General features: G+C 61.4%; 15 protein-coding genes. 8 read left to right on the top strand and 7 right to left on the bottom strand.

Annotated elements, in window-relative coordinates; translation table 11 throughout:
• Positions 1-50 precede the first annotated feature (50 nt).
• From msrP to HH303_RS03520, 3 genes are all read right to left on the bottom strand, one after another.
• A complete protein-coding gene (gene msrP / locus HH303_RS03510) occupies positions 51-1,040 on the bottom strand; it encodes a protein-methionine-sulfoxide reductase catalytic subunit MsrP (RefSeq protein WP_169623800.1) in 990 nt (329 codons plus the stop codon).
• A 125-nt stretch (positions 1,041-1,165) separates the two neighbouring features.
• Positions 1,166-1,636: a Dps family protein gene (locus tag HH303_RS03515; RefSeq protein ID WP_169623801.1), complete on the bottom strand. Its 471-nt coding sequence runs from the start codon at positions 1,634-1,636 to the stop codon at positions 1,166-1,168.
• A 154-nt stretch (positions 1,637-1,790) separates the two neighbouring features.
• Positions 1,791-2,369: a YqgE/AlgH family protein gene (locus HH303_RS03520; RefSeq protein WP_406610864.1), complete on the bottom strand. Its 579-nt coding sequence runs from the start codon at positions 2,367-2,369 to the stop codon at positions 1,791-1,793.
• A 200-nt stretch (positions 2,370-2,569) separates the two neighbouring features.
• On the opposite strand from HH303_RS03520, the gene HH303_RS03525 reads away from it, so the two are divergent.
• Together HH303_RS03525 and HH303_RS03530 are read left to right on the top strand one after the other, a co-directional pair.
• The gene (locus tag HH303_RS03525; RefSeq protein WP_169623803.1) at positions 2,570-4,750 is read left to right on the top strand and encodes a protein-disulfide reductase DsbD family protein; all 2,181 of its coding nucleotides are present in this window, start codon (positions 2,570-2,572) and stop codon (positions 4,748-4,750) included.
• Positions 4,751-4,865: 115 nt separating this feature from the next.
• The gene (locus HH303_RS03530) at positions 4,866-5,348 is read left to right on the top strand and encodes a peroxiredoxin (RefSeq protein ID WP_169623804.1); all 483 of its coding nucleotides are present in this window, start codon (positions 4,866-4,868) and stop codon (positions 5,346-5,348) included.
• Here the strand turns inward: HH303_RS03530 and HH303_RS03535 are convergent.
• Positions 5,335-5,619, bottom strand: coding sequence for a hypothetical protein (locus HH303_RS03535; RefSeq protein ID WP_169623805.1), 285 nt, complete (start codon positions 5,617-5,619; stop codon positions 5,335-5,337). The genes HH303_RS03530 and HH303_RS03535 overlap by 14 nt on opposite strands.
• Before the next feature lie 272 nt (positions 5,620-5,891).
• Here HH303_RS03535 and HH303_RS03540 point away from each other — a divergent pair, with 272 nt between their 5' ends.
• The 4 genes from HH303_RS03540 to HH303_RS03555 all read left to right on the top strand — a co-directional run bounded on the left by HH303_RS03540 (position 5,892) and on the right by HH303_RS03555 (position 8,878).
• On the top strand, positions 5,892-6,077 hold the full coding sequence (locus HH303_RS03540; RefSeq protein WP_169623806.1) for a hypothetical protein: 186 nt from the start codon (positions 5,892-5,894) through the stop codon (positions 6,075-6,077).
• Between the two features lie 174 nt (positions 6,078-6,251).
• Complete coding sequence (dapD, locus tag HH303_RS03545) at positions 6,252-7,097, top strand: 2,3,4,5-tetrahydropyridine-2,6-dicarboxylate N-succinyltransferase (RefSeq protein ID WP_169623807.1); 846 nt, start codon at positions 6,252-6,254, stop codon at positions 7,095-7,097.
• A gap of 6 nt (positions 7,098-7,103) precedes the next feature.
• A complete protein-coding gene (gene dapE, locus HH303_RS03550; RefSeq protein ID WP_169623808.1) occupies positions 7,104-8,297 on the top strand; it encodes a succinyl-diaminopimelate desuccinylase in 1,194 nt (397 codons plus the stop codon).
• Positions 8,294-8,878, top strand: coding sequence for a hypothetical protein (locus HH303_RS03555; protein ID WP_169623809.1), 585 nt, complete (start codon positions 8,294-8,296; stop codon positions 8,876-8,878). The genes dapE and HH303_RS03555 overlap by 4 nt, the downstream gene beginning before the upstream one ends.
• Here the strand turns inward: HH303_RS03555 and HH303_RS03560 are convergent.
• Positions 8,868-9,161, bottom strand: coding sequence for a cupin domain-containing protein (locus HH303_RS03560; protein WP_169623810.1), 294 nt, complete (start codon positions 9,159-9,161; stop codon positions 8,868-8,870). The two genes, HH303_RS03555 and HH303_RS03560, sit on opposite strands and share 11 nt — an antisense overlap.
• Before the next feature lie 86 nt (positions 9,162-9,247).
• On the opposite strand from HH303_RS03560, the gene HH303_RS03565 reads away from it, so the two are divergent.
• Positions 9,248-10,360, top strand: a complete 1,113-nt coding sequence (locus tag HH303_RS03565) for a DUF2125 domain-containing protein (RefSeq protein WP_169623811.1) — start codon at positions 9,248-9,250, stop codon at positions 10,358-10,360.
• 5 nt (positions 10,361-10,365) lie between these two features.
• Here the strand turns inward: HH303_RS03565 and hisC are convergent, their stop codons facing one another.
• Positions 10,366-11,472, bottom strand: coding sequence for a histidinol-phosphate transaminase (hisC, locus tag HH303_RS03570; protein ID WP_169623812.1), 1,107 nt, complete (start codon positions 11,470-11,472; stop codon positions 10,366-10,368).
• Positions 11,469-12,338 (bottom strand): chorismate mutase, encoded by an 870-nt coding sequence (locus HH303_RS03575; protein ID WP_169623813.1) that lies wholly within the window; start codon positions 12,336-12,338, stop codon positions 11,469-11,471. The genes hisC and HH303_RS03575 overlap by 4 nt, the downstream gene beginning before the upstream one ends.
• 236 nt (positions 12,339-12,574) lie before the next feature.
• On the opposite strand from HH303_RS03575, the gene HH303_RS03580 reads away from it, so the two are divergent.
• Entirely contained in the window at positions 12,575-13,495 is a 921-nt protein-coding gene (locus HH303_RS03580; RefSeq protein WP_169623814.1) for a homoserine O-succinyltransferase, read from the top strand.
• Positions 13,496-13,516 lie beyond the last annotated feature (21 nt).

Below are 13,516 nucleotides of genomic sequence, written 5' to 3' on the forward strand. Positions count from 1 at the left end.
GACAATCGTTGTCAATCGCATACAAACAATGTTGTCCGCCCGTCCCAAACTCACCGGAACAGGCGGATTCCCTCGGATTCCTGCAGGCCGGAATATAGGCCCGCCACGAATTCGCCATAGCCATTGTATAGCTGAGTCGGCACCGTGTCACCCGTCGTCAGCAACCGCTCCTGCGCCTGCGACCAGCGCGGATGCGGTACTTCCGGGTTCACATTCGCCCAAAATCCGTATTCGCTGTCCTGAAGCTCTTCCCAATAGCCGACGGGCCGTTCGTCCGTGAAGGTGAAACGCACGATCGATTTGATGGATTTGAAACCGTATTTCCACGGCAAGGCGATTCGCAGCGGCGCGCCGTTCTGTTTCGGCAGCGGCTTACCGAACAGGCCCGTCACCATGAAGCACAGATCGTTCATGCCTTCTTCCATGGTAACCCCTTCGGTATAGGGCCAGGGGTACCAGAAGGCGCCCAAATTCGACATGGCCTCCTTATCCGCCAGGGTTTCCATGCGGATGTATTTCGCACCGCTTAACGGCTTTGCCAGTGCGATCAACTGGGACATGGGAAAGCCCGACCACGGCACCGTCATGGCCCAGGTTTCGACGCATCGGTGACGATAAACCCGCTCCTCAAGCTGCACCTTGCTGAGCAGACCGTCGATATCGAGGGTCATTTCCTTTTCGACCAGACCGTCGATCCGGATTTCCCAAGGGCGCAGCTTCATCGCCTGGGCATCCTCGTAGATGCCTTTATGCGTGCCGAATTCGTAGAAATTATTGTAGGTGGTCGCGTCCTTTTCGGACGTCAGCGGTCGTTCCGGAACCGTGTATTTCCCGTTCGCCGAGACCGGGTAAAGATCCGCGCTGGGATCTGTTTCCGCATAAGCTCGCCGGGAAAGCGACATGCCGCCGGACAGGGCAGACCCGGCCAGAACCGATCCGACAGCCAGCTTTTTCAGCAGGCTGCGGCGGTTCAAGTACTGACTTTCGCTGATGGCAGCCGATTCAGGCAGTTCCCAGCCGCGCTTCACTTTGATCAGCATGTCTTCAAGCTCCTTATCCGAACGATGCGGATATAAGCTTGGAGAATTCCCGTTCCGCGTCAATCGACGGTCACGGGGTCGTGACCCATCGTGACCGCCGACATCGCGACAGGAGAGGCACTCGATTACTCCGCCAACAGGCTCCGCAGCATCCAGGCCGTCTTTTCGTGAATTTGCAGACGTTGGGTCAGAAGGTCCGCCGTCGGCTCATCGCCGCCCTTTTCGGCCAGCGGGAAAACAGACCGTGCCGTTCTCGCGACCGTTTCGTGGCCACGGACAAGCTGCTCAATCATTTCCTTGGCCGGCGGAACGCCTTCTTCTTCCTCGATCTGGCTCAGCTTCGCGAAGGCGCTGTAAGTACCCGGTGCAGTCTCGCCGAGCGCCCGGATGCGTTCCGCGATTTCGTCCACGGCGGTGGCGAGTTCCGTATACTGACCTTCAAACATCAGGTGCAGCGTGTTGAACATCGGCCCGGTCACGTTCCAATGGAAGTTGTGGGTCTTCAGATAAAGGGTGTAACTGTCGGCTAGAACGCGGGACAGACCCGCAGCGATGGCTTTGCGGTCATCCTGGGGAATACCGATATCGATTTCCATGTGTTTGTCCTTTCCGTTCGAAGGTCGCCGGGCATCGGAACGCCGCCCCGGCGAAAGTGTCTTTGAAATAGTCCCGAATTGCAGGACTGATTCATCTCAATGCGATATATTAGTTTTTATATCATGTTCAAGGAATATTTAGAATTGATCTAAATCATGCCCGCCCAGCTTCGGAAGACAAAAGGCTGGGGTCGAATCCGATCGTGGCAACCGCGCGATCCCATTTCCGGTCCAATGCCTTGTCGAATAGAAGGTCCGGTTCGGCGGGGACCGTCAGCCAGGCATTTTCCTGGATTTCGGCATCGAGTTGCCCCGGCCCCCATCCGGCATAGCCGAGCGCGAGCAGGCTGTCCCGCGGCCCCGTCCCCCCGGCCATGTCGCGCAGGATATCCACGGTCGCGGTCAATCCGATTCCATTATCCATCAGGACCGTTCCTTCACGGGAATAATCGGCGGAATGCAGCACGAATCCGCGTCCCGATTCCACGGGGCCGCCGAAATGCACCCGGATTTCCTCGCCGCCGTCCGGACGGCCGATATTCAACTGTTCCAGCAATTCGTCGAAGGTCAGCGAATCCACCAGCCGGTTCACGACAAGACCCATCGCCCCTTCCGCATTGTGGACGCACAAATAGATCACCGACCGCTGAAACCGGGGGTCGGTCATACTGGGCATGGCGATCAGAAACTGTCCGGTCAGGTAGCCCGAATGGGTATGTGTCGTGTCCAAAATCTCTCCTGGCGTCCTGTCGGCGCGCGTCGCGATCGGCTCTCACTTCATAAGTTTAGTGTGCCCGCGCCGCAGATGGAAGAGCAGAGCTTTTACCCGGCGGGTCATCATGCCGCACGGAGATGTGAGTTTAAGTCGCCGCCCGAACACCCTATATACGGGCCCGATCCGATAGTTTCCGAAGTGAAAAGAGTGTCCGCCCGATGGCGCGTCTGATTTCCCTCGCACTGGCGCTGATCGTCCCTCTGGGCCTTGTTCTGACGGCACCTCCGTCGGCCGGCATCGCCCAGGCGAATAGCGGCGATTGGCAGCAGTCCACCGGCACCGCCGTGCGCTTGATTTCCGCCTCATCCGCCGTCGCATCCGGCGATGACGGAACCGCCCCGGCGGCCACGGTCGATTTCGGCCTGGAATTCCGGATGGAACCGGGGTGGAAGATTTACTGGCGCACCCCCGGCGACGCGGGCCTGCCGCCGGAAGCGGATTGGTCGAAATCCGACAACGTGGCCTCCGTCGCCATGCAGTGGCCTGTCCCGGAACGGTTTGAAATCTTTGATATCGGTACTTTGGGATATGAAGGCGCCGTTGTCTTTCCGCTGACGGTCGCGCTGAACAATCCCGGCGCGCCGACAACCCTGGCCGGGACGGTGGATTTTCTGATTTGTTCGGAAATCTGCGTGCCGGGGACCGCCGATATCGATCTGACCCTGCCCGCCGGGCAGGCCGGAGTCAGCCCGGAAGCGCATCTGCTGGACCAGTATCGCGCCCGCGTCCCGACATCGGACACGATCGGCAGCGACCTTTCCGTCGACCGGGCCGTCGTCACCGCGCTCGCCGATGGCGCCGCGCAAGTCGCGGTCGCCGTTTCCGCCGAAATGCTTAACAATCCGGACCTCTTCGTCGAAGGTCCCGGCGGTGCCTATTTCGACGTGCCGACGATTTCCCCTTCCGGTGACGGTAAAAGTGCGATCCTGAGCGTCCATGCGCCCGGCAATCTGACCGCGGAGCGCATCGCGTCGGAAGGAGTCACCGTCACCTTTGTCGACGGCAACCGCGCGATCGAACGCTTCCTGCACCCGGAAATCGGCGAATTCCCGATTTCGATGGCCGCCGAACCGATATCCGACGGGCACTCGCTTTGGCTGATCCTGGGGCTGGCGCTGCTGGGCGGATTGATTCTGAACCTGATGCCCTGCGTCCTGCCCGTCCTGTCGCTGAAGCTTCTGTCCGTGATTTCGAAATCCGGGAAGGACCGCCGTGATGTTCGGATCGGGTTTCTGGCCAGTTCGGCAGGGATTCTAGCCTCCTTCATGCTGCTCGCCGGGGCGGCGATCGGCCTGAAACTCGCGGGTTTGGGCGTCGGCTGGGGCATTCAATTTCAACAACCGGTCTTCCTAGCCTTCATGGTCGCGTTGCTGACCCTGTTCGCCAGCAATCTGCTGGGCCTGTTCGAATTCCGGCTACCCGGTTGGGTCGGTGACCGCGCGGGTCGCGACAGCGCCCATCACGGCCATTTCGGCGATTTCCTGTCCGGCGCCTTCGCCACCTTGCTGGCGACACCGTGCAGCGCACCCTTCCTGGGGACAGCCGTCGGCTTCGCCCTGGCGTCAGGCCCGCTGGAAATAGCCGCCGTCTTTCTGGCGCTGGGGATCGGTCTGGCCCTTCCCTATCTGATCGTCGCGGTCTTCCCCGGCCTCGTCCGGCTACTGCCGCGGCCCGGCGCCTGGATGATCCGGCTGCGCTGGATTTTGGCCCTGGCCCTGATCGGCACGGCGGTGTGGCTGTTGTCCATTCTGGCGGTCAGCCTGGGCGTCGAAAACGCCGCCGGGATCGGTGCTCTGGCCGCACTGGCCATCGCCGTATTGGCCTCGCGCAAACTGGACGGATCGCGGATCGGCCGGTTTGCGTGGCCTTTGTCCGCCGCCCTCTCTGCCGTCCTCGTCGTCTCTCCCTTGCTCATGACCCCGGTGGGACGATCTTCCGACAGTTTGGGAAGCCGGACCGGTGCGGATCAAGTCTGGCAGACCTTCGACCCGGCCCGTATCCCCTCCCTCGTCGCGGATGGGAAGACCGTCCTGGTCGACGTCACGGCCGATTGGTGCGTCACCTGCCAATGGAACAAAAAAACCGTGCTGGACTCTCAGTCCGTCACACGCTGGCTGTCGGATCCGTCCGTCGTCGCCATGCGCGCGGACTGGACACGCCCCGACCCCAAGATTTCGGACTTCCTGGCGCGTTACAACAGGTTCGGCATTCCGTTCAATATCGTCTATGGCCCCGACGCGCCGCAAGGCGTGACCCTGCCGGAATTACTGAGCGAGGACGCCATGGCGGATGCGATCAAAGCCGCCGATAGCGACACCCGTTTCGCGGCGCTTCAATAACCGCGCTGGACAAAGTACGATTTGAGCTTAAATCCGACGGGAGGGTCCGGTCGGTCTATCCGGTCGACTTGGCACGCCCCCAACTAACCCGAACGATATGGGATGGAGAAAGAAGATGAGCATCAAGACCGGCGACAAAATTCCGGCGGTGAACCTGAAGAAGATGGGCCAGAACGGACCCGAGGACGTGGACGCCGCCAGCTATTTCGGCGGCAAGAAAGTCGTCCTGTTTTCCGTCCCCGGCGCGTTCACGCCGACTTGCTCCGCGAAACATCTGCCGGGCTTCGTCAGCCATGCCGATGAAATCAAGGCGAAGGGCGTCGACGCCATCGCCTGCCTCGCGGTCAACGACGCCTTCGTCATGGGCGCCTGGGGCGACGATCAGAAAGCCGACGGCAAGGTCGACATGCTGGCCGACGGGTCGGCGGCGTTCACCACGGCGCTGGGCCTGGAACTGGATCTGGTTGCCGCGGGTTTGGGTATTCGCGGTCAGCGTTTCGCGATGATCGTGGATGACGGGACCGTGACCCATCTGGCCGTCGAAGCGCCCGGCGCTTTCGAGGTTTCCTCCGCAGAGGCTATTCTTAAAGCCCTTTAAGGCTTCGGTGTCCCTCCCCGCCGGCGCGCGCCGGTTGGGGAGCGGCCGAATGCGTCCCGATGGCAGGCGACAGGATCTGATACCCGTTGCCGTCGTTCGCCAGATCGCTGCGCAACATTTCCACCGTGCGCTCGCATTCCCGCGTATAGGGGCAACTGCCCCGGATCGCGCATCGCGACAATCGTTCAGAAACGGCCCGCGCGCCCTCGTCATCACCCTTTCCGATAAGGGTGTAGGCATGGCTTACAGAAGATTTGCAGGACTGAATCATACGTGAATTCTCCTGACGGACGATTCTGATTTCCTGAGGAGTTTGCCATCCGGCGATTAACCCCTGCTTAACGCCCCAAATGATTTTTTCGGGCGGGAAACCGTGTCTTCCAGGATATTCCCATTGGTAGAATTAAATATTCCTTAATGGTTAAAATGCAGCTTATACTGAGGTACCGCAGAAGCGGATCAGGGTACCGAATTCAGGAAAAAATTTCTGCCGGGACCCGCATATTCGGAAATTCAGTCTGGTTGGGAGCAGAAGAACCCGTCATGACAAAACACCGCACAGCCACCGACAGCCGCGCCGAGGCCCTGTTGAACGAACACGGCCAAGCCGCCCGCGCCTTCGCCCATGCCAGGGCGACGGAATGCGTGTTCTATACCGATCCGAATGGCGAGGCCTATTGGCTGGAAATCGCACAGATCCTGTCGAAACGCGGGTCCGCAAAGGACTAGCGTCGCTGGACCGCCAATTCACGCCGCTAGGCTTCTTGACCGACGCCGGATGAACGGTATGGTTCGCCCGACCCGCCGAAGAACGCGTTCAAGAAACTGTTTCCGGGGCGGTTTCGTTTAATTTCGTGCACGCCGAAATTCGTGCAAACGTCATTCGTTCAGGAGACGCCCGGCATGGCCCATACCCAGTTGCAGGCGGTTATCGAAACCGCGTTCGACAACCGCGATCAGATTTCTCCCGCCACGACCGGGGAAGTACGCGACGCCGTGGAAACGGCACTGAACCTGCTGGACAGCGGCAAGGCACGCGTCGCCGAAAAGGGCGCGGACGGCTGGACCGTCAATCAGTGGCTGAAAATGGCCGTTTTGTTGAGCTTCCGCCTCAACGATATGCAGACGATCGCCGGGGGCCCGGGCACGAACACCAACTGGTGGGACAAAGTCCCGTCGAAATTCGAAGGTTGGGGCGAAGCGGAATTCCGCGCCGCCGGTTTCCGCGCCGTGCCGAACTGCACCGTGCGTCGGTCTGCCTATATCGCGCCGAATGTCGTGTTGATGCCCAGCTTCGTAAACCTGGGTGCCTATGTCGATAGCGGCGCGATGGTCGATACCTGGGCGACGGTCGGATCCTGCGCCCAGATCGGCAAGAACGTCCACCTGTCGGGCGGTGCCGGTATCGGCGGAGTTTTGGAACCCCTGCAAGCCGGGCCTGTCATTATCGAGGATAACTGCTTCGTCGGTGCCCGGTCGGAAGTCGTCGAAGGCGTTATCGTCGAAGAAGGCTCCGTCCTGTCCATGGGCGTCTATATCGGCGCGTCCACCAAAATCATCGACCGTCAGACGGGCGAGGTCTTCATGGGCCGCGTTCCCGCCTTTTCCGTCGTCGTGCCGGGCAGCCTGCCGGGCAAGCCGTTGCCGGACGGATCGCCGGGCCCGTCGCTTTACTGCGCCGTCATCATCAAGCGCGTCGATGAAAAGACCCGCTCCAAGACCTCCATCAACGACCTGCTGCGCACCTGATCGATCATGCCCTCATCCCGGACCGACGCCATCGACCCCGTTACCTTTGCCCAGGATCTCATCCGCTGCCCCAGCGTGACGCCGGCGGAAGGCGGTGCGCTGGACCTGTTGCAATCGGTACTGGAGGATATGGGGTTCGTCTGCCATCGCCTTCCGTTTGAGGAAGACGGCACCGATCCGGTCGACAACCTGTATGCCAGGCTGGGGACGGCATCGCCGAATCTGTGCTTCGCCGGGCATACCGATGTCGTGCCGGTCGGCCGGGCGCAGGGCGAATCCGGCGGCTGGACCGTCGATCCCTTCGCCGCGACGGTTCAGGACGGAATGCTGATCGGACGCGGCGCGTCGGATATGAAGGGCGCGATCGCCGCCTGGGTCGGGGCGATTTCCAGCCGACTTCAAGACGCCGGGCCGGTGCCCGGATCGATCAGCCTGCTGATCACGGGCGACGAGGAAGGCCCGTCGATCAACGGCACGAAAAAAATGCTGCCCGCCCTGGCTGAACTGGGCGAGACGATCGACCACTGCATCACTGGGGAGCCGACCAACCCGGCGGAACTGGGCACCATGATGAAAATCGGTCGCCGGGGCAGCCTGAACGGCTACATCACCGTCGAGGGAATACAGGGGCATACGGGCTATCCGCATCTGGCGGACAACGCGGCGCATCGTCTGTCGAAAATGCTGGCTTCCCTGGTCGACTGGCGGATCGATGAAGGGTCGGATCATTTCGAACCGTCCGTCCTGTCCGTAACGCAGATCGACGTCGACAACGCGGCGACCAATGTCATTCCGGCCCAGGGCACGGCCCGGTTCAATATCCGCTTCAACGACCTGCATACTAGCGCGTCTTTGGAACAGAAAATTCGGGACCGCCTGACGGAAGCCGCAGGGCCGGGGGCGAATTTCTCATTGGACATCGTGGTTTCGGGGGAAAGTTTCCTGACGCCGCCGGGGCTCCTGTCCGATCTTTTGACCGACGCCTGCACGGCAGTGACCGGCCATAAACCGGATCTCAGCACCACCGGCGGCACGTCGGACTCCCGCTTCATCAAGGACTACTGTCCGGTCGTCGATTTCGGACTGGTCGGCAAGACCATGCATCAGGTCGACGAACGGGTGGCGACCGCCGATATCGTCGCCCTGACCGCGATCTACCGTCATGTGATCGACGCCTATTTCAAAAAGGCCGCGGCATGACGCCCCCCAGTCTCGCCGAAGCGGTGGGACGACTCGCCCTTGGCCTGCAGGTTCTGATCGGACGCCGACCGGCGATGGAGGCCTTTGGCGACACGCGCGACGATGTCGTCAAAAGCTTCTGGATCGCCCTGCCTTTCTTTCCGCTTTATCTATGGGCGCTTGTTTCCTCCACCCCGGCGGACAGCATCTTTGCCGACGTCGGTCTGCCCACGCGCCTGTTCGTGCATTCGATTTCCTATGCCTATGTCTGGGTCTATTGGCCGTTGATCATGGCCGGGGTCAGCACCCTTGTCGGCAAGCCGGATCGTTGGGCCAAATATGTGGCCGCGATGAACTGGACCATGGCGATTCCCTTCGCGATCCAGCTGTTCGCGATCCTGGCCGTCGATCCTATGATGCCCAGCGTATCGGAAGGAATACGCAGCCTCGTTCGCATCTGGGCGCTGGGCGTCCATGCCCTGATGATCCAGACCTTCTTCAAGACCGGTGTACTGGTCACCCTGCTGCTGGTCGTCGCCGACTTCGTCCTGGCGCTCGTCCTGGGGCAGGTCGAGGTTTTCGTGATCCTGTCTAACGCTTGATTTCGACTTCCACGAAGGTGAAGGGAAAGTCGTTGGCGTTGACGACGTTGTGATCGACCCCTTCATTCCGGGCATAGGATTTCCCGGCGGTCAGGTCCGATGTCACGACGGACCCGTCGGGCAATTCGATGGTCAGCGGCCCTGTCGTCATCGGTACGACGACATAATCCATCTCATGACGGTGACGGCCCGTTTCCGCCCCTGGCGGGAAATGCCATTCGGTGACGCGCACGGCGTCATTGTCGGCTTGCACCGTAGGGATGGCTTGCGGGCGTTTCGTCATGATCGGGTCTCCTTTCCAACTATTTGAAGAGTGGCGGGTTTGAGCATGCTTGCCAAGGTCGCCGGTGGTTCATAGGCTCACTTTCGATGATGTCGAAACGCCTTCCCCTTGCGATCCTCATAACCCTGCTGCTTCTCGCCGCGGCATGGAGCGGCTGGTGGTACTATTCCGCCAGTACCGCGCGGCATCTGCTGCAAGGCTGGACCGCGGATCAACGGGCTCGGGGCTTCGACATCGCCTACGAACGCACGGACCTATCCGGCTATCCGTTGAACGTAACCCTGACGGTCCTGGGGTTTCAGGCCACCGCGCCGGACGCCGCCTGGCATTTTTCAGGCGAGAAATTGGTCGTGTCCTTCCCCACCTGGCGGCCGGATCGATATACGTTGAATTCCGTCGGCCCCGTGCAAGCGAGTGCGCAGGCCATTCCGGGATCGACGGAACGCCCGATTTCGGCGGGGGAACTGTTGGGGGACTACAGTCTGACCGACCGGACATTGCGGCTGTTGACCCGTCGCGTCTCCGGGCCGATGGGCGTGGAAATCCGTGAATTCGGCTTCACCGGGATCGATACACCGGACGGGTATCTGGCCCGGCTGGAAGGGGTCGACGGGCATTTCCCCGCATGGATCCCTCCGACACTGCCGCAGCATATCAGCGCCGCCATACTGGGCTTCCGACTGGACCGCAGCTTTCCCTATGACGGGTCCGACGAGTTGGAAACTCGGCTCGCGGCATGGCGGGACCGGGGGGGCGCGATTGACGTCACCGAAATCGCCGCGGTCTGGGGCGATCTGAACCTGCGCGGCGACGGCACGGTAACGCTGGACACGGAAATGCGGCCGATGGCCTCCTTCTCCCTGCGCGCGCGCGGGCTCACCGAAACCGCCCGACGATTCGAACAGGCGGGCATGATCGACAAGCAGGCGCGCCGCGCCATCGATCTCGGCGTAAACCTCTTGAGCCTCGGCGGATCGACGGGTGGGGAAGTGAAAATACCGGTTTCCATTCAGGACGGTCTGCTGTCGCTGGGGCCGGTCGCCGTTGCGGAAATACCGCCGATCTTCGGCGGCCGCCCCGGTCCGGCGGCCTCCGCCGCGCCGATCCCGCAGGAACCCGCCTTTCCGACGCTGGCACCGCCACCGACGGTCAGCGAGGATACGTTGAACGCCAGCCCCGCGAACGAGCCCGCGAACTAATCCCCTCAAGCCAGGAAATCGGTCAGCGCCGATAGCAGGCGGTCATTTTCTTCCGCCGTTCCCACCGTCATGCGCAGGCTTGCGGGCAAGCCGTATGCGGCGACGGACCGGACAATGACCCCCTTTGCGGACAGATGCGCATTGGCAGCGGACGCCGACGTCGCATCGGCGAAATGCACCAGCAGGAAATTGGTGACCGACGGCGTGATCGACAGGCCCAATTGGGACAGGGCACCGACCAACCGCGCGCGTTGTTCCTTGTTTTCCCGCAGGCTGCGGTCCAAATGCGCCGCATCGCCCAGCGCCGCGACACCCGCGACCTGTGCCGGGACACTGACATTGAACGGGCTGCGCACCCGGTTCAAGGCATCCACGACCGCGGCAGGGGCATAACACCACCCCACGCGCAGGGCGGCCAGCCCGAACGCCTTGGAGAAGGTGCGCAGCATGACGACATTGTCATAGTCGCGGACCAGATCCGCCCCGTCGGAATAATCGTCGGCATCCACATATTCGGAATAGGCGGCATCGACCGCCAGCAGGATGTCGGCGCGCAGGCCCTCCCGCAGCCGCCGCAATTCGGATGCCGGAATATACGTGCCGGTCGGATTGTTCGGATTGGCGACGAAGCAAATCCGCGTCCTGTCCGTCACGGCGGCGAGCATCGCATCGACATCGCACAACAGGTCCGGTGTTTCCGGCGCCAGCACCGCCGACGCGCCGACGGTTTTCGCGGTAATCGCATACATCAAGAATCCGTGCTGGCTTTGCAGCACCTCGTCGCCCGGCCCGACATAGCAGCGGATCAGCAGCGTGATCAACTCGTCCGACCCCGCGCCGCAAACGATGCGTGCCGGGTCCAGGCCGAATTTCTCGCCGATCGCCGCGCGCAGCTTTTCCGCCCCACCATCGGGATAGCGTTCCAGCGCGGCCGATCCGCGATAGGCGTCCAGCGCCTGCGGGCTTGGCCCCAGCGGGTTTTCGTTGGCCGACAGAACCGCCGGCGGAACACCGTCTTTTTCGTCGCCATGCGCGCCGGGAACGTAAATCGGCGCTTCAGCGATGCCGGGACGCAGGACCAGCGGGCTGTTACGGGTACCTTGGCCACTCATTCTTCGGTAACTCCTGCTATCGGGGCCGACACGCGGTCGGGTCCCAACACCTCGGCATAACCGCCGACAACTTCGACGCGGACCACCGCGTCGCGTACCTCGATCAATTCCAGGCGTTCGTCTTTTTCCTCGACGAAATTGCCCAGTTCGACCAGATGAACCCAGCTTTCCTCCTGCGGGGCGGATGCGGTGAACAGCGGATGCAGTTTCGCCCGCTGCAGGATCGCGTTCAGCCCGGTGCGGGACAGCGGTTCCTTGGTTTCGATCAACAACAGGGTGCGGTCGCTGCCCGTCGGTTCCAGTTTCAGGCGCGCCACCGCCAGCGCGTCCTGCATCTGGCCGCGTACACTGCCGACCCCGGCGAAAGGCATGCGCATAATGACCTTCGGCGCATTCGCCCCGGACAGTTTCACCCACCAGGGATCGTCATCGCTTTCGCGCGGTGCCGGTAGAACGGCGATCTGGTGCCGGTTTTCGAACACCTGCGCCAACGTATCCCGGACCGTCGGATAGGCGGTCATCGGCACCTGACTGCCGAACTGATCGCGGGCGAGATCCCACAGGGTGTGTTCGTCGCCATTGGCGAAGACCGCGACGGAATAGTCTGCCTGCAACATGGTGAAGGCGGCGATCATCTCATGCCACATGCGCGCTAGGGCGGAGAACGGGAACGGTCCCCGGTGCCGTTCCGCCAAACGGCGCAGCATCGATGCCTCGCGCGTCGGACGCACGGGGAAGCTTACCGCCTTGCCCTTCGCGGCGGCGACATGTTGGACAACGTCCCAACGTTTCAGAATCAGGTCGTGAATCTGATCGTCGATCGAGTCGATCTGCTGGCGCAGTTCATCGAGCGTCGGTTTCGACATCGTTCAGAAATCTCCCCCAGTGCAGGCCTTTCCCGGCCAGTCGTTATCCGAAGTCGGAATTCCGCGTACAGCACCTAGCGTGCAAGGTTGGCGAAAGCAAAGCAAATCGCCAATATGCCTTCTCGCCCTAATTCACGATATTTTTGTGGAAAAATAGGGTTCAGGGTATTAAATCACCGTCTCCGAGGGGTCCGCCCGGACCTCAACGACGAACCGTATAGTGAAGAGTATCCGCGATGCCGATCAAGATTCCGAACGACCTGCCCGCCCGTGTTGAACTGGAACGCGAAGGCCTGATGGTCATGTCGGAAGCCGATGCCGTGCGTCAGGATATCCGTCCGATGCGGATCGGTCTGTTGAATCTGATGCCGCAGAAACAGAAGACCGAAACCCAGTTGGCGCGCTTGATCGGCGCGACACCGCTACAGATCGAACTGACCCTGGTGACGACCGGCAGCTATGTCCCGACGAATGTGTCGGCGCATCATTTGTCGACCTTCTACCGTACCTGGGACGAAGTGAAATCGCAGAAATTCGACGGCTTTATCGTCACCGGCGCGCCGGTCGAAACCCTGCCCTTCGAAAAGGTCCTGTACTGGCAGGAGCTTGAAATGGTGATGGACTGGACGCTGACCCATGTCCATTCGACGCTGGATATCTGCTGGGGCGCACAGGCCGCGCTGCATCACTTCCACCGCGTGCCGAAGCACGAATTGCCGGAAAAAATGTTCGGCGTCTATCCGCACCGCGTGCTGGACCGCACGGCCAGCCTGTTGCGCGGATTTTCCGACGAGCTGGCGATCCCGGTATCGCGGCACACGGAAACGCGACGCGCGGATGTGGAAAAGGTGCCGGGACTGGAAGTCCTGATCGAGTCCGACGAGGCAGGCGTGTGTCTGGTCCAGGACAAGGCGAAACGGCATATCTATATGCTGAACCACCTGGAATACGACGCCTGGACCCTGCGCGACGAATATCAGCGTGACGTGGATCAAGGACTTCCCATCGAACCGCCGAAATACTATTTCCCGGAAAACGATCCGTCGCGCGACCCGCCGAATACGTGGCGGGGGCATGCGCATTTGTTCATCGGGAACTGGATCAACGACGCGTATCAGACAACGCCGTTCGACACCGACCTGATCGGCATGTCATAGTCGGCGTCAAAAGGATGGCAA

The sequence above is a fragment of the Pacificispira spongiicola genome (assembly GCF_012926505.1).
Taxonomy (GTDB): domain Bacteria; phylum Pseudomonadota; class Alphaproteobacteria; order UBA8366; family Aestuariispiraceae; genus Pacificispira; species Pacificispira spongiicola.